This is a genomic window from Mycobacterium sp. NGS34, assembly GCF_059812845.1.
Genome location: NZ_JCALDM010000001.1, coordinates 491,013 through 516,061, shown reverse-complemented (window position 1 = coordinate 516,061; position 25,049 = coordinate 491,013). Strand labels below are relative to the sequence as shown.

General features: G+C 68.1%; 24 protein-coding genes and 1 riboswitch. Of the genes, 13 read left to right on the top strand and 11 right to left on the bottom strand.

Annotated elements, in window-relative coordinates; all coding sequences use genetic code 11:
• The first annotated feature begins 100 nt into the window (after positions 1 to 100).
• Together AC5Y7V_RS02530 and AC5Y7V_RS02525 are read left to right on the top strand one after the other, a co-directional pair.
• On the top strand, positions 101 to 799 hold the full coding sequence (locus AC5Y7V_RS02530; RefSeq protein WP_499878467.1) for a GAF and ANTAR domain-containing protein: 699 nt from the start codon (positions 101 to 103) through the stop codon (positions 797 to 799).
• 80 nt (positions 800 to 879) lie between these two features.
• The gene (locus tag AC5Y7V_RS02525; protein ID WP_499878466.1) at positions 880 to 2,175 is read left to right on the top strand and encodes an acyl-CoA dehydrogenase family protein; all 1,296 of its coding nucleotides are present in this window, start codon (positions 880 to 882) and stop codon (positions 2,173 to 2,175) included.
• A gap of 68 nt (positions 2,176 to 2,243) precedes the next feature.
• Here the strand turns inward: AC5Y7V_RS02525 and AC5Y7V_RS02520 are convergent, their stop codons facing one another.
• Positions 2,244 to 2,699, bottom strand: coding sequence for a MaoC family dehydratase (locus AC5Y7V_RS02520; RefSeq protein ID WP_499878465.1), 456 nt, complete (start codon positions 2,697 to 2,699; stop codon positions 2,244 to 2,246).
• Positions 2,700 to 2,793: 94 nt separating this feature from the next.
• On the opposite strand from AC5Y7V_RS02520, the gene AC5Y7V_RS02515 reads away from it, so the two are divergent.
• The 6 genes from AC5Y7V_RS02515 to ag85C all read left to right on the top strand — a co-directional run bounded on the left by AC5Y7V_RS02515 (position 2,794) and on the right by ag85C (position 6,872).
• On the top strand, positions 2,794 to 2,973 hold the full coding sequence (locus tag AC5Y7V_RS02515; protein WP_499878464.1) for a hypothetical protein: 180 nt from the start codon (positions 2,794 to 2,796) through the stop codon (positions 2,971 to 2,973).
• A gap of 14 nt (positions 2,974 to 2,987) precedes the next feature.
• A complete protein-coding gene (locus AC5Y7V_RS02510; protein WP_499878463.1) occupies positions 2,988 to 3,485 on the top strand; it encodes a metallophosphoesterase family protein in 498 nt (165 codons plus the stop codon).
• A 56-nt stretch (positions 3,486 to 3,541) separates the two neighbouring features.
• Positions 3,542 to 4,003: a MarR family winged helix-turn-helix transcriptional regulator gene (locus AC5Y7V_RS02505; protein ID WP_499878462.1), complete on the top strand. Its 462-nt coding sequence runs from the start codon at positions 3,542 to 3,544 to the stop codon at positions 4,001 to 4,003.
• Positions 4,000 to 4,821 (top strand): ATP-binding cassette domain-containing protein, encoded by an 822-nt coding sequence (locus AC5Y7V_RS02500; RefSeq protein WP_499878461.1) that lies wholly within the window; start codon positions 4,000 to 4,002, stop codon positions 4,819 to 4,821. The genes AC5Y7V_RS02505 and AC5Y7V_RS02500 overlap by 4 nt, the downstream gene beginning before the upstream one ends.
• Entirely contained in the window at positions 4,811 to 5,638 is an 828-nt protein-coding gene (locus tag AC5Y7V_RS02495; RefSeq protein WP_499878460.1) for an ABC transporter permease, read from the top strand. Before AC5Y7V_RS02500 ends, AC5Y7V_RS02495 begins: the two co-directional genes overlap by 11 nt.
• A gap of 211 nt (positions 5,639 to 5,849) precedes the next feature.
• Positions 5,850 to 6,872, top strand: a complete 1,023-nt coding sequence (gene ag85C / locus AC5Y7V_RS02490) for a diacylglycerol acyltransferase/mycolyltransferase Ag85C (protein WP_499878459.1) — start codon at positions 5,850 to 5,852, stop codon at positions 6,870 to 6,872.
• Between the two features lie 36 nt (positions 6,873 to 6,908).
• Here ag85C and AC5Y7V_RS02485 read toward each other — a convergent pair whose 3' ends face one another.
• The 5 genes from AC5Y7V_RS02485 to AC5Y7V_RS02465 form a co-directional block, all read right to left on the bottom strand.
• Entirely contained in the window at positions 6,909 to 7,631 is a 723-nt protein-coding gene (locus tag AC5Y7V_RS02485; protein ID WP_499878458.1) for a YoaK family protein, read from the bottom strand.
• Positions 7,632 to 7,663: 32 nt separating this feature from the next.
• Positions 7,664 to 9,007 carry a maltokinase N-terminal cap-like domain-containing protein gene (locus AC5Y7V_RS02480; protein WP_499878457.1) on the bottom strand — a complete coding sequence of 448 codons (1,344 nt, stop codon included), beginning with the start codon at positions 9,005 to 9,007 and terminating at the stop codon, positions 7,664 to 7,666.
• Positions 9,004 to 10,776, bottom strand: a complete 1,773-nt coding sequence (gene treS / locus AC5Y7V_RS02475; RefSeq protein ID WP_499878456.1) for a maltose alpha-D-glucosyltransferase — start codon at positions 10,774 to 10,776, stop codon at positions 9,004 to 9,006. Before treS ends, AC5Y7V_RS02480 begins: the two co-directional genes overlap by 4 nt.
• A gap of 120 nt (positions 10,777 to 10,896) precedes the next feature.
• Positions 10,897 to 11,946, bottom strand: coding sequence for a S1C family serine protease (locus tag AC5Y7V_RS02470; RefSeq protein ID WP_499878455.1), 1,050 nt, complete (start codon positions 11,944 to 11,946; stop codon positions 10,897 to 10,899).
• Positions 11,947 to 12,057: 111 nt separating this feature from the next.
• Entirely contained in the window at positions 12,058 to 12,522 is a 465-nt protein-coding gene (locus AC5Y7V_RS02465) for a nuclear transport factor 2 family protein (protein WP_499878454.1), read from the bottom strand.
• Between the two features lie 48 nt (positions 12,523 to 12,570).
• Between AC5Y7V_RS02465 and AC5Y7V_RS02460 the strand changes: the two genes are divergently transcribed.
• Together AC5Y7V_RS02460 and AC5Y7V_RS02455 are read left to right on the top strand one after the other, a co-directional pair.
• Positions 12,571 to 12,981, top strand: coding sequence for a TIGR03668 family PPOX class F420-dependent oxidoreductase (locus AC5Y7V_RS02460; RefSeq protein ID WP_499878453.1), 411 nt, complete (start codon positions 12,571 to 12,573; stop codon positions 12,979 to 12,981).
• Between the two features lie 169 nt (positions 12,982 to 13,150).
• Positions 13,151 to 15,301 (top strand): elongation factor G-like protein EF-G2, encoded by a 2,151-nt coding sequence (locus AC5Y7V_RS02455; RefSeq protein ID WP_499878452.1) that lies wholly within the window; start codon positions 13,151 to 13,153, stop codon positions 15,299 to 15,301.
• An 18-nt stretch (positions 15,302 to 15,319) separates the two neighbouring features.
• Here the strand turns inward: AC5Y7V_RS02455 and AC5Y7V_RS02450 are convergent, their stop codons facing one another.
• Positions 15,320 to 16,879 carry a FadD7 family fatty acid--CoA ligase gene (locus AC5Y7V_RS02450; protein WP_499878451.1) on the bottom strand — a complete coding sequence of 520 codons (1,560 nt, stop codon included), beginning with the start codon at positions 16,877 to 16,879 and terminating at the stop codon, positions 15,320 to 15,322.
• A gap of 211 nt (positions 16,880 to 17,090) precedes the next feature.
• Between AC5Y7V_RS02450 and oxc the strand changes: the two genes are divergently transcribed.
• Entirely contained in the window at positions 17,091 to 18,812 is a 1,722-nt protein-coding gene (gene oxc / locus AC5Y7V_RS02445; RefSeq protein ID WP_499878450.1) for an oxalyl-CoA decarboxylase, read from the top strand.
• Here the strand turns inward: oxc and AC5Y7V_RS02440 are convergent.
• Positions 18,796 to 19,728, bottom strand: a complete 933-nt coding sequence (locus AC5Y7V_RS02440) for a LysR family transcriptional regulator (protein ID WP_499878449.1) — start codon at positions 19,726 to 19,728, stop codon at positions 18,796 to 18,798. The genes oxc and AC5Y7V_RS02440 overlap by 17 nt on opposite strands.
• A gap of 286 nt (positions 19,729 to 20,014) precedes the next feature.
• Here AC5Y7V_RS02440 and AC5Y7V_RS02435 point away from each other — a divergent pair, with 286 nt between their 5' ends.
• Complete coding sequence (locus tag AC5Y7V_RS02435) at positions 20,015 to 20,770, top strand: L,D-transpeptidase (RefSeq protein WP_499878448.1); 756 nt, start codon at positions 20,015 to 20,017, stop codon at positions 20,768 to 20,770.
• A 79-nt stretch (positions 20,771 to 20,849) separates the two neighbouring features.
• Here AC5Y7V_RS02435 and AC5Y7V_RS02430 read toward each other — a convergent pair whose 3' ends face one another.
• Positions 20,850 to 21,461, bottom strand: a complete 612-nt coding sequence (locus AC5Y7V_RS02430; protein WP_499878447.1) for a hypothetical protein — start codon at positions 21,459 to 21,461, stop codon at positions 20,850 to 20,852.
• A gap of 134 nt (positions 21,462 to 21,595) precedes the next feature.
• On the opposite strand from AC5Y7V_RS02430, the gene AC5Y7V_RS02425 reads away from it, so the two are divergent.
• Positions 21,596 to 22,540, top strand: coding sequence for an NADP-dependent oxidoreductase (locus tag AC5Y7V_RS02425; protein ID WP_499878446.1), 945 nt, complete (start codon positions 21,596 to 21,598; stop codon positions 22,538 to 22,540).
• Here the strand turns inward: AC5Y7V_RS02425 and AC5Y7V_RS02420 are convergent.
• Both AC5Y7V_RS02420 and AC5Y7V_RS02415 read right to left on the bottom strand, forming a co-directional pair.
• A complete protein-coding gene (locus AC5Y7V_RS02420) occupies positions 22,532 to 24,289 on the bottom strand; it encodes an NRAMP family divalent metal transporter (protein ID WP_499878445.1) in 1,758 nt (585 codons plus the stop codon). The two genes, AC5Y7V_RS02425 and AC5Y7V_RS02420, sit on opposite strands and share 9 nt — an antisense overlap.
• A 43-nt stretch (positions 24,290 to 24,332) precedes the next feature.
• The gene (locus AC5Y7V_RS02415) at positions 24,333 to 24,542 is read right to left on the bottom strand and encodes a hypothetical protein (protein ID WP_499878932.1); all 210 of its coding nucleotides are present in this window, start codon (positions 24,540 to 24,542) and stop codon (positions 24,333 to 24,335) included.
• A gap of 259 nt (positions 24,543 to 24,801) precedes the next feature.
• Positions 24,802 to 24,973, bottom strand: a riboswitch (M-box (ykoK) riboswitch).
• Positions 24,974 to 25,049 lie beyond the last annotated feature (76 nt).

The following is a 25,049-nucleotide window of genomic DNA, read 5'->3' as shown; positions in this document are numbered from 1 at the left end:
GGCGAAAGCAGCCCGGGTAATTTCGGACGACGGCGGGTACCCGTGGGGTTGCGGAAATGCCGCTGAACGGGGAACGCCCGTCGCATGCGAACCGACCACTATGGACTTTTCAAGCACAACCCCCAACCATGGGCTGGCTGTACGGATGGCCGAACTCGCCCGTGAGATTTCCGCACCCCGCGCACTGGAGCGGGTGCTCGCCGACGTGACCTCCGCGGCTGTCCAGCTCGTACCGGGCGCCGACGTCGCGGGCGTGCTGCTCGTGAAACGGGGAGGCGACTTCGAGTCGCTGGCCGACACAGCCGACGTGGCCGGACAGCTCGACAAGCTGCAACACGATTTCGGCGAAGGGCCCTGCGCCGACGCCGCTCTCAAGCAAACGGTGGTGCGGACCGACGACCTCCGCAACGAGCCGCGCTGGCCCCGGTACGCGCCGGCGGCGGTGCGGCTGGGCGTGCTGAGCAGCCTGTCGTTCAAGCTGTACACCGCCGACCGCACGGCCGGCGCGCTGAACTTGTTCAGCTACCGGGCCGGCGTGTGGGACACCGAAGCCGAGACCATCGGGTCCGTATTCGCCGCGCACGCGGCCGCCGCGATCATTGCCGGGCGCCACGGTGAGCAGATGGAATCGGCGCTGTCGAGCCGGGACCGCATCGGCCAGGCCAAGGGCATCATCATGGAACGTTATGGCGTGGACGAAGTTCGGGCGTTCGAGATGCTGCGAGCCCTGTCGCAAGAGAGCCAGGTGAAGCTCGTCGACATCGCCCAGCGCGTGATCGAGACCCGCCGCGACACCTGACCCCCCGCCGCGGCGATCTAGGATGGGGTGGCTTATCAACGAGTCCGGCGCGGCGCTGCGCCGGGGAACGGTTGGCCACGGTGTGGGACTTCGAAACTGACCCCGAGTACCAGGCGAAGCTGGACTGGGTCGAAAAGTTCATGGTCGAGGAGCTGGAACCGCTCGATCTGGTCGCGCTCGACCCGTATGACAAGAAGAACGCCGAGATGATGGCGATCCTGCGGCCGCTGCAGCAGCAGGTGAAGGACCAGGGTTTGTGGGCCGCGCATCTGCGGCACGAGCTCGGCGGTCAGGGCTTCGGTCAGGTCAAGCTGGCGCTACTCAACGAGATCCTCGGACGCTCCCGGTGGGCACCTTCTGTCTTCGGCTGCCAGGCGCCCGATTCGGGCAACGCGGAGATACTCGCGCTGTTCGGCACCGATGAACAGAAGGCCCGCTACCTGCAGCCGCTGCTCGACGGCGAGATCACCTCGTGCTATTCGATGACCGAACCGCAGGGCGGTTCGGATCCCGGGATGTTCGTGACGGGCGCGACCCGAGACGGTGACGACTGGGTGATCAACGGCGAGAAGTGGTTTTCCAGCAACGCCCGGCACGCGTCGTTTTTCATCGTCATGGCGGTCACCAAGCCCGACGCTCGCACGTACGACAAGATGTCGCTGTTCATCGTTCCGGGCGAGACGCCGGGCATCGAGATCATCCGCAACGTCGGGGTCGGAGGCGAGTCGGGCAAGCACGGCTCGCATGGCTACGTCCGCTACAACGACGTGCGGGTCCCGGCCGATCACGTGCTGGGCGGCGAGGGTCAGGCGTTCATGATCGCGCAGACCCGACTGGGCGGGGGGCGCATCCACCATGCGATGCGCACGATCGCGTTGGCGCGCAAGGCATTCGACATGATGTGTGAGCGGGCGGTGTCACGCAAGACCCGGCATGGCCATCTGTCCGACTTCCAGATGACCCAGGAGAAGATCGCCGACAGCTGGATCCAGATCGAGCAGTTCCGGCTCCTGGTGCTGCGGACGGCGTGGTTGATCGACAAGCACCACGACTATCAGAAGGTGCGCCGCGACATCGCGGCGGTGAAGGTCGCCATGCCGCAGGTGCTGCACGACGTCGCGCAACGGGCGATGCATCTGCACGGCGCGCTCGGCGTGTCCGACGAGATGCCGTTCGTCAAGATGATGGTGGCGGCCGAGTCGCTGGGCATCGCCGACGGCGCCACCGAGCTGCACAAGATGACGGTGGCTCGACGGACGCTGCGCGAATACCAGCCGGTGACAACGCCTTTCCCGTCCGCGCACATACCGACCCGGCGGGCCGAGGCGGAGGCCAGACTTGCCGAGCGCCTGGAACATTCGATCGCCGAGTTCTAACCGCGAGCAGACGCGGAATCGCACTCGCCCGCCGGTTCTGATGCGATTCTGCGTCTGCTCGCCAACTTTCAGGAGATGTAGCGAACGATGCTTTCGGCCACGCACGCCGGCTTGGGGGAACCCTCGATCTCGACGGTGGTCGACACGGTGGCCTGCGCGGCGCCGTCACCGAGGTCGTCGACGCTGACCAACGAGCTCTGGGCGCGAACCCGCGAGCCGACCGGCACCGGGGCGGGGAAGCGAACCTTGTTGAGCCCGTAGTTGATCGCGAGCTTGATCCCCTTCACGGTGTACATCTCGTGCTGCAGCCGCGGCAGCAGCGAAAGGGTCATGAAACCGTGGGCGATGGTCTTGCCGAACGGGCCGGCCGCCGCCCGCTCCGGGTCGACGTGGATCCACTGGTGATCGCCGGTCGCGTCGGCGAACAGGTTGACGTCTTCCTGGGTGATGGTCACCCAGTCGCTCTGCCCGATGGTCTCGCCCGCCGCGGCGGCGAGGTCGGCCACTGAATCGAAGGTGCGCATTGGTTCTCCTCGGGATGCTGACGATGCCCGCCTGCACCCTATCCGAGCCGCTCATGGCCGTTTCGCGCGACGCTGCGTGGGAAACCCGCATCCCATGCCGGAAAACAAGGGCCACAGAGCCGAGGAAGACGTAGAACCCGAAGTGCACGAGGCTCGATCGCGGGCCGCCGAAGGCGACGACGACGGGTCGTACGTGGGGGCGGCGGGTTCCGACGACACCTTCGACGCGGGCGAGACGGGCGCCGAGGCGCGCAGTCAGGACGGCCGGCGGTAGCGCAAGATGGCGGCGTGAGGCTGCTGCTGATCGCCGACACCCACGTCCCGCGGCGCGCCCGCGACCTGCCCGCACGGGTATGGGACGAGGTCGCGCGGGCCGATGTCGTTGTGCATGCCGGCGACTGGGTGTCGACCGACTTGCTCGACGCGCTGGAGACCCGGGCCGCGCGGCTGATCGCGTGTTGGGGAAACAACGACGGGCCGGCGTTGCGGGCACGGCTGCCCGAACGCGCCGACGCCACGCTGGACGGGCTGCGCCTGACCGTGGTCCACGAGACCGGCGCCACGGCCGGCCGCGACGCGCGCATGTCGCGGCTCTACCCGGACTCCGACGTGCTGGTGTTCGGCCACAGCCACATTCCGTGGGACACGACGACGGAGACCGGATTGCGGCTGCTCAACCCGGGATCGCCGACGGATCGCCGCCGCCAACCGTTCTGCAGCTACGTGACCGCCGGCGTCGACAACGGTGAGTTGACCGACGTGGTCCTGCATCTTCTCGAAAAGTAGCTGGGAGCTAGCCCCCACACAGCTCGCACCCACATTTAGCTCGTAAACAGAGCTATATGACCGCAGTGAAGTCCAGCACCGATGTGGTCGCCGAGCTGTTCGGCGTCGTCGGCAGGTTTCGCCGGCAACTGCGCCGGACGGCCGGTCAGGGGCTCGACTCGGCGCGGCTGTCCGAGGCCCAGGCGGAGCTGTTGTGGCTGGTCGGACGGCGACCGGGGATCTCGGTCAGCGCCGCGGCCGCGGAGCTCGGACTGGTGCCCAACACCGCATCCACCCTGGTCTCCAAGCTGGCCCGCAACGGCCTGCTGATCCGGACCGTCGGCGAGTCGGACCGCCGGGTCGGCCAGCTGCGACTCGCCGAGCCCACCCAGCAACTCGTCGATGCGTCTCGGGCCGCGCGCCGGTCGCTGGTTTCCGAGGCACTACACGAACTTGATGACGAACAAATCGAGTCCCTGACAAAGGGATTGGAGGTCCTTGACACGATGACACGACGACTGCAGGAGCGGCGATCATGAGCGAACGACTGCCGATGGCGATCGACTGCCGGAACCTGACCTACCGCTATGGCCAGTTCACCGCGGTCAACGACGTGACCTTGCAGGTGCGACCGGGCGAGACCATGGGCCTGCTGGGGCCCAACGGCGCCGGAAAGACGACGCTGGTCCGCATGCTGACAACGTTGACGCCGGTGCAGCGCGGCGAGTTGCGCATTTTCGGCATGGACGCCCGCGAACAGACCATCGACATCCGCAGCAACATCGGCTATGTGCCGCAACAACTTTCCGTCGAACCCGCGCTGACCGGGCGCCAGAACGTGCAGTGGTTCGCGCGGCTCTACGGGGTGCCGCGCGCCCACCGGGCCGAGCGGGTGGAACAGGCGCTGGGCGCCATGGAGCTGCTCGACGTGGCCGACCGGCGGGCGGGCGCCTACTCCGGCGGCATGGTGCGCCGCCTGGAAGTGGCGCAGGCGCTGGTGAACCGCCCGTCGCTGCTGGTGCTGGACGAGCCGACGGTCGGGCTGGACCCGATCGCCCGGGACGGTGTCTGGCAGCAGGTGCGGAGCATGCAGGCCCAGTTCGGCATGACGGTGCTGCTCACCACCCACTACATGGAAGAGGCCGACGCGTTGTGTGATCGGGTCGCGCTGATGAATCGCGGTCAATTGCGGGCCGTGGGCACGCCCGCCAAGCTCAAATCGACCGTGTCGCCCGGCGCGACGCTCGAGGACGTGTTCCGCCACTACGCGGCCGAGGACTTGTCCGGCCAGGCGGAATCGCCGGGCTCGTTCCGCGAGATCCGTTCCAGCAGAAAGGTTGCCAGCCGTGCCAGTTGACATCGCCCCCGACTCCCCGGCGGCCACCCTGGTTCGCGCCCCGCGCGGGTGGCAACGGATTCAGGCAACGCTGGCGCGGGTCGGCGCGTTCGCGATCGTCGAACTGCAGAAGCTGCGGCACGACCGGACCGAGCTCGTCACCCGGATGGTGCAACCCGCGCTGTGGCTGCTGATCTTCGGCACGACGTTTTCCAAGTTGCACGTCATCCACACCGGGCCGGTCTCCTATTTGGCCTTTCTGGCGCCCGGCATCATCGCGCAGTCGGCGCTGTTCATCTCGATCTTCTATGGCATACAGATCATTTGGGACCGCGACGCCGGCGTGCTGGCCAAGCTGATGGTGACGCCCGCCCCGGCGTCGGCGCTGATCACCGGCAAGGCGTTCGCGGCCGGCGTGCGGTCGGTCGCCCAGGTCGTCGGCGTGATGGCGTTGGCGTATGTGATGAACGTCGGTCTGACCGTCAACCCGCTGCGGATCCTGGCGGCGATGGCCGTCGTCATGCTCGGCGCGGCCTTCTTCGCCTGCCTGTCGATGACGCTGGCCGGCCTGGTTCTCAGCCGCGATCGCCTGATGGGAATCGGCCAGGCCATCACGATGCCGCTGTTCTTCGCGTCCAACGCGCTCTACCCCGTCGACGTGATGCCCACGTGGCTGCACGCGCTGAGCAAGGTCAACCCGCTCAGTTACGAGGTCGACGCGCTGCGGGCGCTGTTGATCGGCACCCCCTTCAACCCGGCCGACTTCATCGTGCTGGCGGTGTCCGCCTTGATCGGAATCGCCACGGCTTCAACACTTTTGCGCCGACTCGTCGCGTAGGCCGTTGAATCGCAATAGTTGCGTGAGCCATTCGTGACACGAATGTGACGATTTCTGGCCGACTCCCAATCGTTAGCCAACCGCGATCTCCCGCCTCGGCCGTGACAGCCCAATTACGCCCTCCCCCTGTGTTTCACTGCGCAGGCGAACAGATTCGACCGTAGTCGTGCGGCATCGAACAAGCGATGAAAGTTGGGATGGGTAGAGAGCTATGTCGTTCTTCGAAGAGGTGCGGAAGGTGCGTGGCGCGGCAGCGAGGATGCCTCGCCGGCTGGCCATCGCGGCTGTGGGGGCTGCCCTGCTCTCGGGTCTGGTCGGCGCCGTCGGCGGTGCGGCTACCGCGGCGGCGTTCTCGAAACCGGGACTCCCGGTGGAATACCTTGAGGTGCCATCGCCGTCGATGGGCCGCAACATCAAGGTGCAGTTCCAGCCCGGTGGACAGCACTCGGTCTACTTGCTCGACGGCCTGCGGGCACAGGACGATTACAACGGCTGGGACATCAACACCCCGGCCTTTGAGGAGTTCTACCAGTCCGGCCTGTCGGTGATCATGCCCGTCGGCGGCCAATCCAGCTTCTACAGCAACTGGTATCAGCCGTCGTCCGGCAATGGACAGAACTACACCTACAAGTGGGAGACATTCCTGACCCAGGAAATGCCCGGCTGGCTGCAGGCCAACAAGCAGGTGTCGCCGTTCGGCAACGCCGCGGTCGGCCTGTCGATGTCGGGTGGTTCCTCGCTGATCATGGCCGCCTACTACCCGCAGCAATTCCCCTATGCAGCTTCGCTATCCGGCTTCCTCAACCCGTCCGAGGGCTGGTGGCCGACCCTGATCGGTTTGGCGATGAACGACTCCGGTGGCTACAACGCCAACAGCATGTGGGGTCCGTCCAGCGACCCGGCGTGGAAGCGCAACGACCCGATGGTCCAGATTCCTCGGCTGGTCGCCAACAACACGCGGGTCTGGGTCTACTGCGGTAACGGCGCCCCCAGCGACCTCGGCGGCGACAACATGCCGGCGAAGTTCCTGGAAGGCCTCACGCTGCGCACCAACCAGACCTTCCAGAACAACTACGTGGCCGCTGGCGGACGCAACGGGGTGTTCAACTTCCCGGCCAATGGGACCCACTCGTGGCCGTACTGGAACCAGCAGCTGCTTGCCATGAAGCCCGACATCATCCAGGTGCTCAACGGCATCAACACCACTGCTCAGCCGGCGCAACCAGCCGCCTGAGCCCCTCCAAAGACGGCATGGGCAGCAGCGCACCGGTCAGCGCTGCTGCCCATGCTTTTTGTCCGACTTGTCGTCCAGCAGCGCGCGGCGGTCGGAGTGGAAGTACGTGTACCCGGTCGTCAACGCGCACACGGACGTGGCGACCACCAGCATCCAGGTGCCGTTGACGACCAGGCTGATGCAGCCGCCCACCACCGCGCCTAAGACGAAGCTGCTGAACAGCAGGAAGTAGCCGAGCCAGTCCGCCGCGGTGCCGCCGGCGATGTGGCGTTCGATGCCCTGGCCCATCTTGACCAGCGTGCCGGTCACGTAGCTCAGCGGCACGGACACCTCGCCGTCCTTGACGAACGACGTGTTCAACGCGCCAATGGCGAAGGCGACCAACATGATTGGCGCAAAATCGAGGAGGTTTTCTTCCCACCCCTCGTCGAGCACGTCCACCACGGTGGCGGCCAGCAGGCTGAAGGTGGTGAGCACGGTGGGGCCGTGCGGATGCGCGACCCAGAAATGCCTGCGGCACACCGATGCGATCACCACGCCGGCGACGAAGCACACGATCAGCAGCGCCGCCGACACCGACAGCACGATGTCGCCGCGGAAAAAGCCCAGCGCGCCGCGCTGGGCGTTGCCGGTCATGAAGGTGACGAAGTACCCGGCCGAGTGGGTGAATGCCGTCGCTCCCAGCACGCCGGCCAGCCCGGCCAGCACCCACGACAACCTCGCCTCGCTGTTGAAGGTCTCTCTCCCCACGCGGGACATGCTTTCAGACACGGCCCGTCGGCGCAGCCGCACTAGGCGGCCGTCAGCCGGGCGATGGATCGCAGCGGGATCGGCAGCCAGCTCGGCCGGTGTCGCGCCTCGTAACCGGCCTCGTAGACCGCCTTGTCGAGCTCGTAGGCGGCCAGCAGCTGCGGCGAATCGCGCGGGTCGGTGCCGGAAACCGAGGCGTAGCCGTCGCAGAACGCGGCGCAGTTGCGCTCGACCCATTCGCGGGCGCGGGCGGCCAGCTGCTTGTCGGCGCCCTGGTCGATCAGCGGCCCGTAGGCCGCGTACTCGAACGAGCGCAGCACGCCGGCCACGTCGCGCAACGGCGAATCCGGCGCGCGCCGCTCGTCGAGCGGCTGCCCCGGTTCGCCTTCGAAGTCGATCAGCAGCCAGCTCTCCGGCGTCCGCAGCACCTGTCCCAGGTGCAGGTCGCCGTGCACCCGCTGCATGGTGATCGTCTCGCCCGCGAGCTTTTGGAAGCGCTCCTCGATGGTCGCCGCGTAATCCTCGAGCTCCGGAACCTTGCCGACGGTCGACGACAGCCGGGCCAGCACGGTCTCGACCGGGAACGTGGCGTCGGCCGTGCCAAGGCACTCCGCCAGGGTGGCGTGCACGGACGCGACGGCCTCGCCCAGCCGGCTGGATTCGGCGGCGAAGTCACCGCCGACCTCGTACGCGTACAGGTCGCCCTCCGCGAACAGGTCGCGCACGCTGGCGGTGGCCATGGCCCAGCCCTCGGCCGCGTTGGACGCGAATTCGGTCACCATGCCCAGCGGCCACGGGTCACCACCACCCGGCGGGACCAACTCGTAGGTGCCGAGCAACCGCGCCACGTGCGGGTTGCCGGCGCGGGCGAGCGCCCGGTTCAGTTCGATGTCGGGGTTGATGCCGCTGCTGACCCGCCGAAAGACCTTGAACATGGCGTCTCGATCGAAGATCACGCTGGTGTTGCTCTGCTCGGCGTCGGAGACGTGCGGCGACGCGTCCAACGGCAGCTCGACGTCGGGCTCCTTGCCAAACGTCACCTCGTCGCCGGACGAGCCGCGCGCGGCGCCCGCGTCGATGAGTGAGAGCAGAAACCGCGGCGCGTCGGCGTCGTACAGCGCGTCGAACCCGGTCCGGTCGTCGGCGGCCCCGATGGTGGCGACTGTGCTGTACTCAGACACCGGCGCCGAGTCCCACCGGACGATCACCTGGTAGCGCTCCGACGAGCCGTCGGTGTAGCGGGCATCGACGAGGACCAGGTCGAGGTCCTCGCGCAGCTGCACGACGACGCCCGGCTCCGCGCTCGACAACTCGCGGTTGCGCCCCGCGTACCACCGCTGCTGCGGAAGCCACTCAGACCAGGGCAGCTTGCCTGGGGCGGTCATGAATTCTCCTCACATCCGGTCAACTGGAACCAGTAGAACCCGTGACCCGGCAGTGTCAGCAGGTAGGGCAGGTGACCGATGCGCGGAAACTCCACGTGGCCGGTCAGCTCCACCGGTGTGCAGCCGCTCCATTGCTGGAGGTTCAGCTCAATCGGCTGGGGGAACCGCGACAGGTTGTTGACGCACAGCACGGTGTCCCCGTCGTCCGCCGAGTGCCGCACGAACGCCAGGACCGACGGGTTCGACCCGCCCAGTTCCTCGAATCTTCCGATCGCAAATGCTTTGTGCCGGCCCCGCACCGCCAGCATCACCCGGGTGAAGTTGAGCAGGGACGTCGAGGTGTCGCGTTGCGCCTCCACGTTGACGGCCTGGTACCCGTACACCGAGTCCTGGCTCGGTGGCAGGTACAGCCGGCCGGGGTTGGCCTTGGAGAAGCCGGCATTGCGGTCCGGAGTCCACTGCATCGGGGTGCGCACCCCGTCGCGGTCCCCCAACCAGATCACGTCGCCCATGCCGATCTCGTCGCCGTAGTAGAGGACCGGCGAGCCGGGCAGCGACATCAGCAGCGCGGTGAACAGCTCGATCTGGTTGCGGTCGTTCTCCAGCAGCGGTGCCAGGCGCCGGCGGATCCCGACGTTCGCCTTCATCCGCGGATCCTTGGCGTACTCCGCGTACATGTAGTCGCGCTCTTCGTCGGTGACCATCTCCAGCGTCAGCTCGTCGTGGTTGCGCAGGAAGATCCCCCATTGCGCCATGTCCGGGATGGACGGCGTCTGCGCGAGGATCTCGGAGATCGGGAAGCGCGATTCCCGGCGCACCGCCATGAAGATGCGCGGCATCAGTGGGAAATGGAACGCCATGTGGCACTCGTCGCCGCCGGTGCTGGGGTCCCCGAAGTACTCCACGACATCGCCCGGCCACTGGTTGGCCTCGGCCAGCAGCACCCGGCCGGGGAACTCGTCGTCGACGACCTTGCGGACCCGCCTGAGGAACGCGTGCGTCTCGGGCAGGTTCTCGCAGTTGGTGCCCTCGCGCTCGAACAGGTAGGGCACCGCGTCCAGGCGAAACCCGTCGATCCCCAGCCCCAGCCAGAAGCGCATGACGTCGATCATCGCCTCCTGCACGGCAGGGTTCTCGTAGTTCAGGTCGGGCTGGTGGGAGAAGAACCGGTGCCAGTAGAACTGGCGGCGGACCGGGTCGAAGGTCCAGTTCGATTCCTCGGTGTCGACGAAGATGATGCGGGCGTCGGTGTACTTCTCGCTGGTGTCGCTCCACACGTAGTAGTCGCCGTATGGCCCGTCGGGGTCGTGCCGCGACTCCTGAAACCACGGGTGTGACTCGGACGTGTGGTTCATCACCAGGTCGGTGATCACCCGGATTCCCCGCTCGTGGGCGGCGTCCAGCAACGCCACGAAGTCGTCGACCGTCCCGAACTCGGGCAGGACCTTGTAGAAGTCCCTGATGTCGTAGCCGCCGTCACGCAGCGGCGAGTCGTAAAAAGGGGGCAGCCAGATGCAGTCGATGCCGAGCCACTGCAGGTAGTCCAGGCGCTCCATCAGCCCCCGCAGGTCACCGGACCCGTCGGCGTTGGCGTCGAAGAACGCCCGGACCAGCACCTCGTAGAAGACCGCGTGCTTGAACCAGGTCGGGTCGGCCGGCAGCGCGGCCGCATTGTCGAAATCCTCGGCGTTCGGATGCTCGACCACGCCGCCCTCGACGTGACTGCCCCCCGCGGGATCGTGTTCGACTGCGTCTCTTGCGTCGTTCATCAATTCCACGATGCCACGGGTACCCGACCGGGCGCATCCGGAATCACGGACGCGGCTGGACGGCCAATCGCGATGTGCCGCAAGCGAATCCGGGCGGAGGCGGGCATTATCCGCGCGGCATCAGGCCGGCGGCCCGTCCGCCAGCGTCACGGGTCCGCTGCGATCTCCGTCACCTTTGGCGCGCCAGTGCAGGGTGATGGTGTCGCCGGGGTGATGCGGGACGAGCACGTCCGTCATCGACGTGGCACCGGTGATCGGGGTGTTGTCGACCCCGGTGATGACGTCGCCGGCCGAGATTCCGGCCGCCGCCGCGGGACCGCTGCCCACGACGCGTTCGACCCGGGCGCCGTTGCCGCCGTTGTCCGTCACGCCGAGGCCCAGGAAGGCCGTTGGGCCGATGTGCACCGTGTTCGACGCGGCGCCGGAGCGGATCTGTCCGGCGACCCCCATCGCCGTGCCGATCGGAATGGCGAAACCTTGACCGCCGGACATCTTGTAGCTGTCGGTGGCGGCGGTGTTCATCCCGATCACCTGGCCGGCCTCGTTCACCATCGGGCCGCCCGAGTCGCCGGGCCTGATCGCGGCGTCGGCCTGGATCAGCCCGCCGAGGTTCTCCTCCGCGCCGGTCAGGGTGTCGGTCGCCGAGACGCTCTGGTTGAGCCCGACGACCTTGCCGGCGACCGCGCTGGGCGTCCCGCCCTGACCGCCGGCGTTGCCCAACGCCACGACCGGCTCGCCGATCGAGACCCCGCCACCGATGTTGGCGGCCGGCAGGCCGCCCCCGCCGCGAAGCTGCAGGACCGCCACGTCCGCGGTCCGGTCGTAGCCGATGACGTCGACGGCGTAGGTCTGGCCGTTGCCGACGGCGAACGCGCTGATGTCGGTGGCGCCCGAGATCACGTGGTTGTTGGTCAGGATGACACCGCCCGGATCGATGATGATGCCGGTTCCGGCCCCCACCGCGTTGTTGTAGCCGAACTTGGTGCTGATGTCGACGACCTGAGGCCCGACCTTGCCGACGATGCCCGACGGGTCAAGCGGCGCCAGGGGCCGGTCGGATGCGGGCGACGCGGATGCCGGCGCCGCGGCCATGCCGAGGCCCAGACCCACCGCGGCCAGCACGCTGACCACCCCTGACCACCGGACGGAGCGGTGGTGCGATTTGCTCATCCCGTCACCTCCTGCGACGCAGTAAGAATCAGAATTTGGCCCAGCCTCCCGGTCTGGGTAACACGACTCGCTGTGTATAACCGTAATGCAGATAGCTATTCACAACAGTGGTCAGGCCCCTTGGGCCGGGGCGATGGGATAGGCCAGGTGGTGGCTGACGTCGCCGATCATGTCGATGAGCGTGAGATCGCGGTAGCAGAATCGCCACCGGCCGTCGACGCATTCGAATCGGTCGTGATAGCGACCGGTGACGATGGTCTGTAGGGGCAGCTCGTCGGTCTGCTGCAGCACCGTGTAGTAACTGCGGCAGGACGCGGCGCCGGCCCGCTCATCGATCTCGATGATCGGATTGGTCGTCACGTGCTTGGTTCGCGGCGTCCCGTCCGCATGCAGCACGATCAGCGACTTCCAGATCCCCAGCAGCCGGGCGGCGTCGACGGTGTCCGGTTCGGCGTCCGAGCCGCCGATGCGGATGCGCGCGTGTTCGAACAGCTCCGCCGCTCCCGCCAGGTCACCGGCGTCGATGCATTCGGCGTAGCGATACAGGAGGTTGGCGATCTGGGTCTCGGCCCGCATGCGGTAAACCTAGCGCGGAAGGCGCGGCGGCGGCCCTAATCTAAGGCAGTGGGCGAATTCGACCCGAAGGTCAGATTCTCGCGGTCCCCGATAGCCCGCCTGGCCACCGCCACACCCGGCGGCGCGCCGCACCTGGTGCCGGTGGTCTTCGCCGTCGGCGGGGATGACGTGGTCTACACGGCCGTCGACGCGAAACCCAAGACGACACGACGGCTGCGGCGCCTGGCCAACATCGAAATCAACCCACAGGTCAGCCTGCTCGTCGACCACTACGACGACGACTGGGCGCGGCTCTGGTGGGTCCGCGCCGACGGTCTTGCCGCCATTCACGCCGGCGGCGAGGCGATGACGACCGGCTTGCGGCTGCTGCGCGCCAAATACCCTCAGTATCAAACGGTTTCGCTGGACGGCCCGGTCATCGCGGTTACGGTGCGGCGCTGGTCGAGCTGGCACGCCTGACCGGACGGGCGACGGCACAGATCCGGCGGGGCCAACCCGCCCGCAATTGTGGCCGGCCGGTGGCCTTGTGTTGGGCGGCAGTTGGGGGAAAAGTTGCCTACAGGCGTCCTGTGGTCTGCAACACACCGCGCTACAGCACGCCGCGGCGCAGCGGAACTGGAGGAAAGTCATGGCGGACAAGGCGAACGCTTCCCTGGGCGCGGCGGCCGCTCCCACCGCGAACGGCCCGGGCGATGTTCGCAACGTGGTCCTGGTGGGGCCCTCCGGTGGCGGCAAGACAACCCTGGTCGAGGCGCTGCTGGTCGCCGCGGGCGTGCTGACCCGGCCCGGCTCGGTCACCGACGGCAGCACCATCTGCGACTACGACGAGGCGGAGATCCGCCAACAGCGCTCCGTCGGGGTCGCGGTGGCATCCCTGTCGCACGACGGCATCAAGATCAACCTGGTCGACACGCCCGGATACCTCGATTTCGTCGGCGAGCTGCGCGCCGGGTTGCGCGCCGCGGACTGCGCGCTGTTCGTGATCGCCGCCAACGAGGGCGTCGACGAACCGACCAAGTCGCTCTGGCAGGAGTGCAGCCAGGTCGGCATGCCCCGCGCCGTGGTGGTCACCAAGCTCGACCACGCGCGGGCGAACTATTCCGAGGCGCTGGCCTCGGCGCAGAACGCGTTCGGCGACAAGGTGTTACCGCTTTACCTGCCGATCGAGGACGGCCTGATCGGCTTGCTGTCACAGAAGCGCTACCAGTATTCCGGCGGCAAGCGGACCATCGATCCGCCGGACCCGGCGGACGCCGACCGGATCGAGGAGGCGCGCGGCAGCCTGATCGAGGGCATCATCGAGGAATCCGAGGACGAGTCCCTGATGGAGCGCTACCTGGGTGGCGAATCGATCGACGAGTCGGTGCTCATCGAGGACCTGGAGAAGGCCGTCGCCCGGGGCTCGTTCTTCCCGGCGATTCCGGTGTGCAGCGGCACCGGCGTCGGCACCCTGGAATTGCTGGAGGTCGCCACCCGCGGTTTCCCGTCCCCGATGGAACACCCGCTGCCGGAGGTCTTCACGCCGAACGGTGCCACGCATGCGACGCTGGCCTGTGATGCCGACGCGCCGTTGCTCGCGGAGGTGGTGAAGACGACGTCCGACCCCTACGTCGGCCGGGTGAGCCTGGTCCGGGTGTTCTCCGGCACCATCAGGCCCGACACGACGGTTCATGTGTCGGGCCATTTTGCGTCGTTCTTCGGGGAGGGCTCGAATGGGAGCGGGCATTCGCACCCCGATCACGACGAGGACGAACGCGTCGGCGTCCTGTCCTTCCCGCTCGGCAAGCAGCAGCGCCCGGCGGCCGCCGTGGTGGCGGGCGACATCTGCGCCATCGGCAAGCTGAGCCGCGCCGAAACCGGCGACACCCTCTCGGACAAGTCCGAGCCGCTGGTCCTGCGGCCGTGGGCGATGCCCGAGCCGCTGCTTCCGGTGGCCATTCAGGCGCACGCCAAGACCGACGAGGACAAACTGTCGGTCGGGCTGGGGCGGCTGGCGGCCGAGGACCCGACGCTGCGCATCGAGCAGAACCAGGAAACGCACCAGATCGTGCTGTGGTGCATGGGCGAGGCCCACGCCGGCGTCGTCCTCGACGCGCTCGCCAACCGGTACGGAGTCACCGTGGACACGGTCGAGCTGCGCGTCCCGCTGCGAGAAACGTTCGGCGGCAAGGCCAAAGGACACGGCCGCCACATCAAGCAGTCCGGCGGGCACGGCCAGTACGCGGTGTGCGACATCGAGGTGGAGCCGCTGCCGGAGGGCTCCGGGTTCGAATTCGTCGACAAGGTGGTCGGCGGGGCGGTGCCGCGAAACTTCATCCCGAGCGTGGAGAAGGGTGTCCGCGCGCAGATGGAAAAGGGTGTGCACGCGGGCTACCCGGTCGTCGACGTCCGCGTCACGTTGTTCGACGGCAAGGCCCACAGCGTCGACTCGTCGGACTTCGCGTTCCAGGCCGCCGGTGCGCTGGCGCTGCGGGAGGCGGCGGCGGCGACGAAGGTCACGCTGCTCGAGCCGATCGACGAGATCTCGGTGCTGGTGCCCGACGATTTCGTGGGCGCGGTGATGGGCGACCTGTCCGGGCGGCGCGGACGCGTGCTCGGCACGGAGGCCGCGGGCAACGAACGCACGCTGGTCAGAGCCGAGGTACCGCAGGTTGAGCTGACGCGGTATGCGATCGACCTGCGTTCGCTGGCGCACGGGGCCGCGTCGTTCACCCGCTCTTTCGCCCGTTACGAGCCCATGCCCGAGTCCGCGGCGGCCCGGATGAAAACCACCGCGTGACGGCTCACGGCGATCGCCTCAGGGTTGATCCGCGCGACCGAATTTCTCGGCGACCGCGCGGCGGTCCAGCGAGCCCTTCGCGGTGTGCGGCAGGGCGCCGGCTTCGGTGAAGGTCGCCGGGACCTCGAAGGCCGCCAGCCGCTCGCGGCAGAACACCGCCAGCTCGGCCGTGGTCGGCGCGGGCGATTCGCGGGGCACGATCACCGCGGCCACCGTTTCCCCGTACATCTTGTCCGGCAGGCCGAACACGGCGACCTCCAGGACGTTGGGATGGGTGGCCAGGACGCCCTCGACGCGCTCCGGCGAAATCTTCTCGCCGCCGCGGTTGATGAGTTCCTTGATCCGGCCGCGGATCGTCAAATCGCCGGCGGCCGAGAGCGATCCGAGGTCGCCGGTGCGCAGCCATCCGTCGGTGAAGTTCGCGGCGGTTATCGCCGGGTCGCCGAGGTAGCCGCGCACCACGGTGGTGCCGTGCAGCCAGACCTCCCCGACGGATCCCACGGGCAGCGGCTGGCCGTCCGGTCCCGCGATCCGGATTTCGGGGCCGGTGGACCGGCCGACGAGACCCGGTGTGGCGGCGGGATTTTCGCTCTGCCCGGCTCCGGTGGTGGCAACCTGGTGAGTGGCCTCGGTCATGCCGAAGGCGCACACCACCGGCGCCGAGAACGTGTCCTGCAGCGCCTGGGCGGTCTCCGCGGTGAGCGGGGCGCTGCAGCTGCGGATGAAGCGCAGCGCGGCCCGCTTGTCACCCGCCTGTTCGGTCTTGTTGCGCTCCAACAGGATCTGATGAATCGTCGGGACCGCGGTGTACCAGGTGGCCCGGACGGCGTCGATGTCGTCCCAGAACGTGTGCGCCGAGAACCGCCCCCGCGCCGGGAGCAGCACCGTGCCCCCGGAGGCCAGCGTCGAGAGCAACGCGGCGATCAGCCCGTGGCCGTGGTAGAGCGGCATCACCGCGACCGTCGCATCCTGTGGGCCCAGCCCGTAGCCGGCGACGACCGCGCGCACCGAGTCGACGATGTTCCGGTTGGTCCAGGGCACCATCTTCGGCACGCCCGTGGTTCCGCCGGTGAACATGATCATCGCGTCGTCGTCGACGAGCCCGTGCGGCGTCGAAACGTCTTGCCCCGGCGGCGTCGCGGCGGCGAGCTGCACCGCCGGCGTGCCCCGTCCGGGGTCGACGGTCACGGCGATCGGCCACCGCCGCAAGTCCGGCTCCCGGTCGTCGCCGGGAGCCGCGCCGTCGACCAGCACCGCGCGCGCCCCCACCGCCTCGCTTCGGGTGCGCTGCTCGCCGGCGGGCAAGGCGGGGTCCAACGGAACCACGATCAGGCCGGCCCGCAGCGCCGCCAACAGCCCGACGACGAACTCCGCGTTGCTGCCGGCGCGGAGCGCGACGCGATCACCGGCCCTCAGCCCGTTCCGCTTCAGCTGTGCGGCCAGCTCGTCGACCAGGCGAACCAGGTCGCGGTAGCTGACCGGGGTGCGATCGGAGCTGACGACGAGTGCCGGCTCGTCCGGTCGCCGGCTCGCCGCCACCTCGACCAGATCGGCGACCGTGTGATTGCCTGTCTTCATCGCCAAACGCCTTTCGTTGAATGTGCAAGCTCCTGCTCGAACCATGCCGCGAGACCTGGGTGTACGTCCAATACCGATCCGCTCACTATCGATAACCGCGCGCTATCGATAGACGGCGTGAATCGCTGCATAGCGGCTTAGTCTTGGACACCTGCGCGCACCGAGACGACAGTGATGACTGACCTTAGGTAGCTCACGAGGAGGCCGCACCATGACAGGTTTGACCGACGGCTTTCACCTCGTCGTCGATGCCCTGAAGGCGAACGACGTCGACACCATCTACGGGATCGTCGGCATCCCGATCACCGACCTCGCCCGCACCGCGCAGGCAGCGGGCATCCGCTACATCGGCTTTCGGCAGGAGGCGTCGGCCGGCAACGCGGCCGCCGCGGCCGGGTTTCTCACCCGCCGCCCGGGCGTGTGCCTGACCACGTCCGGTCCGGGGTTCCTCAACGCCCTGCCCGCGCTGGCCAACGCCACCACGAACTGTTTCCCGATGATCCAGATCTCGGGCTCCAGCAACCGCGCGATGGTCGACCTGCAGCGCGGTGATTACCAGGACCTCGACCAGCTCGACGCCGCAAGGCCTTTCGCGAAGGCCGCGTACCGGATCGGCCGGATCGAGGACATCGGGCGCGGCGTGGCGCGCGCGATCCGCACCGCCGTCTCCGGGCGACCCGGCGGCGTCTATCTCGACATCCCCGCCGACATCCTGGGTCAGGCCATGGAGGCGTCCGCCGCGTCCGCCACCGTTTGGCGGGTCGTCGACGCGGCTCCGCGGCAGCTGCCGGCGCCGGAGTCGGTCGATCGCGCGCTGCAGGTGCTCCGGCGTGCGTGCCGGCCGCTGATCGTGCTCGGCAAGGGCGCCGCGTACGCCCAGGCCGACGGCGCGATCCGGAAGTTTGTGGAGGACACCGGGATTCCGTTCCTGCCGATGTCGATGGCCAAAGGGCTGCTGCCCGACTCGCACCCCCAGTCGGCGGCGGCCGCGCGTTCGCTGGCGATTGCCCGCGCCGACGCCGTCTTGCTGGTCGGCGCCCGGCTGAATTGGCTGCTCGGCCACGGGGAGGCGCCGCAGTGGTCGGCCGAGGCCAAGTTCGTCCAGATCGACATCGCGGCGTCCGAATTCGACAGCAACCGGCCGATCGAGGCGCCGCTGGTGGGCGACATCGGCTCGGTGATGTCGGCGCTATGTGACGCGGTGACCGCGGATCCCGTCGTCGCGCCCGCCGAATGGGTCGACGAGCTGGCCGAGCGCAGGGCCCGCAACGAGGCCAAGATGCTCGAGCGGCTCGCCGACGACCCGCACCCCATGCGGTTTTACAACGCACTGGGCGCCATTCGCTCTGTGCTGCAGGAGAACCCGGGAGTCTACGTGGTCAACGAGGGCGCCAACGCGCTCGATCTGGCCCGCAACGTCATCGACATGGAGTCGCCGCGGCACCGGCTGGACACCGGCACGTGGGGGGTGATGGGCATCGGCATGGGATACGCCATCGCCGCGGCGGTGGAGACCGGTGACCCCGTCGTCGCGATCGAGGGCGACAGCGCGTTCGGCTTTTCCGGCATGGAAGTCGAGACGATCTGCCGCTACCGGCTGCCGGTGACCGTCGTCATCCTCAACAACGGCGGCGTCTACCGCGGCGACGAGGCGCCGGCGGGCGCGGCCACTCAGAGGGAGGACCCCGCGCCGACCGTCCTGAACGCGCGGGCGCGCCACGAGCTGATCGCAGAGGCGTTCGGGGGCAAGGGATATCACGTCACCACGCCCTCCGAGCTGCGCTCGGCGCTGGCCGAGGCGATCGCCGGCAGGGGGCCGTCGGTCATCGACTGCGAACTCGACCCGGCCGCCGGTGTGGAAAGCGGACACCTGGCGGCGCTCAACCCGAGCAGCGCGGCGGCGGCACCGCCGGTGGTCAGCGCCGGCGCGTGATGCCCAGCAGTTGCGCGTCGAAGAACTCGTTGAGCTGCAACTGTTGCGCGGACGCGGTCAGCGCACGGGCGACCGGCGAGCCCGGCCCGGAGGAGTTCGTGGCCAGCGCGATCTCGGCCTTCAGCGCCGGGTCGACCATCTCGACCGCGCGGATATCCGTTCCGAGCGGCGACGTCCACAGCCAGGTGTGCGGGACGATGCAGGCCCAGTTGCCCGTGGCCACCTGCGCCAATAGCGAAGCGACGGAGTCCGTTTCGACCTGCGGGGTGACGGTGATGCCGTGACCGGCGAAGGCCTCGTCGATGATCTGACGGTCCCGCATGTCGGCGGTGAGCAGCGCCAGCGGCAGCTGCGCCGCCTCGGGCCACGTCAGCGTCGACGTGCCGGCGGGCAGCATGCTGGCCGTCGACAGCAGCACGTAGTGCTCCTCGTAGAGCGGCACCAGGTTCACGTCGTGGGCGTCGTCGGTGGCGGTGTGCACGATGGCGGCGTCCAGCTCGAACTCGCGCACGCGCCGGTACAGCTCGGTGGCCGCCAGCCGGGAGAGGATCTGCACCTTCACCAGCGGATGCTCCGAACAGAACGCCGAAAGCACCAGCGACGCCGTCGTGGAGGCGGTGGGCACCGTGCCCAGCCGAAGCGTTCCCGCGATGCCGGATCGCACTGCGTGCACCTCGGCCTTGAACGCGTCGTGTTCGGCGAGAATCCGTTTGGCCCACACGACCAGTCGCTCGCCCTCGGGCGTGAGGCCCTCGAAGCTGTGTCCACGGTTGATCAGCGTGACGTTGAGCTCGCGTTCGAGCTTGCCGATCGCCGCGGATAGCGCGGGTTGTGAGACGTAGCACTTCTCGGCCGCCCTGGCGAAGTGGCGCTCCTGGGCGACCGCCACGAAGTACTCCAGTTGACGGAAAAGCACCCGCGCGCTCCTTGATGTTCGGGCTAGGCCATCGGGCACCGGCCTGGCTGAGGCTAACACGGCTTTGCTGCCGCGAAAGCCGTTGTGCCGCCACCGGTTTTGCGCGGCCTCCGACGGTTCAACGCTTTTCGGGCGTGGGCGGCGTCGTGATGCGCGCCGCGGGCCGGCCCGAGTGGCGGCGGGCGGCGGATCCAGCGAACACGGCAATGTTTGCTGAAAACCGGAATGCGCCGACAACCAGTAGAATATCGTTGTGTCCGTCCAACCATCGCAAAGGGTAAGCGCCATGCGTCGAGCGGTTCGTTATCTATTCGTTATGGTAGCGATCGTCGGCATGGGCGCGTTGGGCAGCGGCGCCCGCACCGTGGCCGCCGTCCCGCTGCCCGAGCCGGTCCCCGGAGTTGCCGCCGTTTTGCCCGCTAACGGAGCCCTGGTGGGGGTTGCGCACCCGGTCGTGGTCACGTTCACCGCCCCGGTCACCGACCGCACCGCCGCCGAACGGACCATCCACGTCACGTCGCCGAGCGACATGCCCGGCCATTTCGAGTGGGTCGAGAACAACGTCGTCCAGTGGGTTCCGAACCACTACTGGCCCACCCACACGCATGTCTCGGTGGGGGTGCAGGCCCTCACAACGGGCTTCGACACCGGTGACGAGTTGCTCGGCGTCGCCAGCCTGTCCGGGCACACCTTTACCGTCAGCCGCAACGGCGAAGTGCTGCGCACGATGCCGGCATCGATGGGCAAGCCCAGCCGCCCCACCCCGATCGGCAACTTCACCGCCCTGGAAAAGGAACGCAGCGTCGTGATGGACTCGCGGACCATCGGGATCCCGCTGAGTTCACCCGAGGGCTACAAGATCACGGCGCAGTACGCGGTGCGGGTCACCTGGAGCGGCGTGTATGTGCACTCGGCGCCGTGGTCGGTCGACTCGCAGGGCCACGCCAACGTCAGTCACGGATGCATCAACCTGAGCCCGGATAACGCGGCTTGGTATTTCAACCAGGTCAACGTCGGCGATCCCATCCAGGTCGTGGCCTGACCGCCCGGCCGAAACCGGTGCGCACAAAGGCATTCCGCGCCCAGACGTTTGGAACTGCGGTAGCCCGGCCCGATTTGGGCTAGGCGGGCAAAGCGCCCTTGATGGCCGCGTCCTGCTTGCGGGCGACGTCGATCGCCAGGCCAGGATCGATGGGATCGTTGGGGGCGCTGTCGAATTCCAGGTTGACCAGCGCCTTGCCCTCGTTGAAGAGGACGACCGTGATCGCCTGGGAATTGCCCGGGGCGCTACCGGAAATCATCGCCCCGTTGGTTCCGATATCGACGGGCTGCCACGTTCCGCTGACCTTGCCCGCGTAGTTGGCCTTGGTGTTCTCGATTCCCGCCGCCGCCACCTTCGGGTCGGCGACGATCAGGATCGTGGCCCCGATCCGGCGGCTGTTGTCGGCATTGGCGAAAAGCTGCGCGACGCCCGGCGCGTTGTTCGGGTTCAGCACCGGCGGCTGCGGAGTCGTGAAGTCGCCGCCGATGTCGCCGGCCTTGATCAGCAAATTGCTGTAATCGGTCTGCTGTCCCGGGGCAGGGCTCGTGACCGCGCTCGAACCGGTCGACGACGTGGCCCCGGGCAGGGACGTGGAGGGGGACGAATGATGGTAGTCACCGCAGCCGGTGGTCGCGGCGCCGACTACCGCGGCGACCGCCCAGCCGGCGACGGTGATCCGAGCGAGCTTCATGGGGTTCCCTCCGTGTCCATCCCTGTCCCGTCCGCGGCGCCTGACGCTACTGCGAAATGCGGACGGTAACAAGGGGACGGCACACGCCTATGCTGGCCGCAGGCGGTGCCTATTCACGGGATGAGGGGGACCAGATGTCGGCTGGGGTGGCGCGAGCGGTTCGATTCGACCGCTACGGGGGCCGCGACGTGTTGTACGTGGCGGATGTGGACATGCCGTCGCCCGGCCCGGGCGAGGTGGTGGTCGAGGTTCGCGCCGCGGGGATCAATCCTGGCGAGGCGGCCATCCGAAGCGGGGCGATGCACGACATGTTCCCCGCCACCTTTCCGTCCGGCGAGGGCAGCGACCTCGCCGGAGTGGTGACCGCCGTGGGACCGGGGGTCACGGGGCTTTCCGTCGGCGACGAAGTCCTCGGCTTCAGCTTCCGCCGGTCCAGCCACGCCACGCACACCGCCGTCCCGGAAAACCAACTCATTCGCAAGCCCCACGAATTGAGTTGGGAGGTGGCGGGTTCGCTGTACGTGGTCGGGGCGACGGCCTATGCCGCCGTTCGCGCCGTCGACCCCCAACCGGGCGAAACAATCGCCGTTTCGGCGGCCGCCGGCGGAGTCGGCGGCCTCGTCGTGCAGCTATTGGCCCTGCGCAAGACGGTGGTGCTCGGCATCTCCGGCCCGGGCAACGCCGACTGGCTGCGCGCACACGGCGTCACCCCCGTCGAATACGGAGAGGGCCTGGCCGACCGGCTGCGAGAGGCCGCGCCCGACGGGATCGACGCGTTCATCGACCTGTTCGGCCCCGACTACATCCAGCTCGCATTGGATCTCGGCGTCGCGCCCGAACGGATCGAGACCATCATCTCGTTCCAGAAGGCCGGCGAGGTCGGCGCCAAAACCGAGGGCAGTGTGGACGCGTCGACGCCGGAAGTGCTTGCCGAGATGGCCGACCTGATCGCTACGGGCGCCATCGATTTCGAGGTAGCAGGAACCTACTCGCTGGACCGCGTCGCCGATGCGTTCGAGGAACTGGAAAAGCGCCACACCCGCGGCAAAATCGTTCTGCTGCCGAACGGTTCACAATGACGTGGCCGGCCCGATGACTCCGGCCTGCACGATCTTGATGATCACGAACACGACGGCCACCACCAGATAGCCGCGCAGGGTAAGCAACCCGGCCCGCCGGATCGGCGACATCGTCGGCCGGTCGAGCACGGCGAGGTTGGGGGTCTGCCAGTGTGCCCGATCCTGTCGGCGCACGGCCCGCCGTTCGGCGCGCGTGAGGAGCGGTGCGTCCTCGAGCTTCTCGACCTCATTGGGATCCAGGCCACCGCCGAGCGCCCCCGCGATGGCTTCCGCGTCCCGCAGGTCGCGATGCCGCCGGCCGGCGATGATCGAGACGGCACCGCCCAGAATGCCGAGCGCGGCGCCGGCCGCGAGTCCGGCCTCGATGGTGGCCGTGGACAGACCAGGGAAGAACGTCGTCGCCGTCAGGGCCAACGACAAAACCACCAGACACCACACGACGGTCCACGCGACGATGTTCTGCCGCACCGTGTTTACCCACGGTCCGAGCACCGCGCGGTCGTTGCAGAGCAGGACCAGGAACACCGTCGCCGAGGGCAGCAGGACACCCGCGAGGGCCTGCACGCCCTGGGTCACCAGGCCGAGGATGTGGTCCGGGCTGAACGCGACCCCGGCCGACACCGCGAGCAGCACGGCGTACCCGCCGTAAAACAGTGGGGCCTCGCTGATCTTCCAATGCAGCGAGTGCCGCTTGCCCAAGGCGTCGCCGACGGCATACGTGGTGGCCAGCCCGATCGCGTTGGCACCGATCAAAGACGCGTCCAGCAAGATGATCGCGAACAGCGCGCCCACCGTGCCGCCGAGGTGCCGGGACAAGCCCGAGGCGACCGCACCCGCGTCGGTGAAGGCACCGGCGTCGGCGGTGCCGGCCAACCCGAACGCCGTCACCGCCATCAAGGCCGTCGCGCCGGCCATCACGACGACGATGCCAATGATCAAATCGGCTCGGGCGTAAGCGATCCAGCGGGTCGTGATGCGCTTGTCGACCACGTTGGACTGCTGAAAGAACAGCTGCCACGGCGCGACCGTGGTGCCCACTATCGCGACGACGAGCAGCAGCACGGTGGAGTTGAGGCCGCCCGGGAACTGCGGCACCAGTCCCCCCGCCGTTGCGTTCAGCGTGGGGTGCGCCATCAATACCAGCGGAACGATCAGCACGTTCACCGCGATCAGCAGGAACATCAGGCCCTCCCAGCGGCGGAACGACCCCCCGGCCACCACGGCGAACAACAACACCGCGGCGGCCGGGATCGCGATCGCCTTGGGACAGCCCAAGAACCCGAGTGCCAGTGATACGCCGATGAATTCGGTGACGATGGTCAACGCGTTGAGGATCAGCAGATCACCGACGCTGAAGGCGCCCCAGAACTTGCCGAAGCGCTCGAAGATCAGCCGCGCGTGGCCGACCCGGGTGACCGCGCCCAGCCGCAGCACCATCTCCTGATTCACGTACAGCACCGGGATCAGCAGTGCCAACGTCCACAACAGACCCATGCCGTAGTTCTGCCCCGCCTGGGCGTACGTCGCGACGCCGCCGGCGTCGTTGTCGCCGACCATCACGATCAGCCCGGGGCCGGTGATGACCATCAGTGTCCGCAGCCGCCGCCAGCGGCGGCCGGTGCCCCCGCCGTCGCGGCGGATGCGGCCGAACGCGCCGACGATGTCGCCGGCGTGCGCCGAATCCAGCACGGCTTGGACCGGCGCCTCGGTGCGTGCGCCGCCCTCGAGCTCCGCGGAAATCGACGTCATCGAATCCTCGCTATCTCAACCAAGTTCGGCTCGGGTCGGCGAATCAGCGGCGGGCGCTGTCCGACGGGTGCGCGCCCAACGATGCCGAGATAACCGCAATCGGCATCCGCGAGACATAGAGGTTGGCCCGCTCCTGCGGGGTCAGCGCGCTGCGCGCGTGCAGCTTGCTGACCAGGAGGCGGCCGATGCGCAGCATCGACCGGCCGCGTCCCCGCTGAGGACCGGTAGGACGGTGTGTAACAACAAAAGCCATGATCGTCTCCTGTCGGGAGGTCCGATCGGCCCGTGGCATACGCTGGCCGCCCGCAAAGTGCTTGACGCGCAGCGTTATCGAGCACCCGAGAAATCAGGCGGCGGAGAGAATGCCGGAACCGGATCGGGACAAGACGGAATTGGGATACGGACTGTCGCCGGGACTCATCTCGCCCTCACCTCCTCACGGCCGGGACACACGCGGGTGTCGTCACAGTCACCTGAACGGGAGGAAGCGAAATGACCGGCGAAAACCGCCGGTCGCACCCCTCTCGTCGGAGCTTCGGCACTGCACGGCGTATCCGGTGGTCCCGGAAGCCACTTGGGCTCAACCCTTGGGTCCGGGAAGAGCTGTCCTGACCCGGGGCGTCTCTCGACGTTCGGGGTCAGTGGCCTATATCCGTGCAGACGCCTCACCTACCGAGGTGCTTGCCCGTCCATCTTGCACCGCGACGCAATGCGCGTCAAATTGCTTTACGCAACCATTACGTTGGTTTCTGTTAACCCA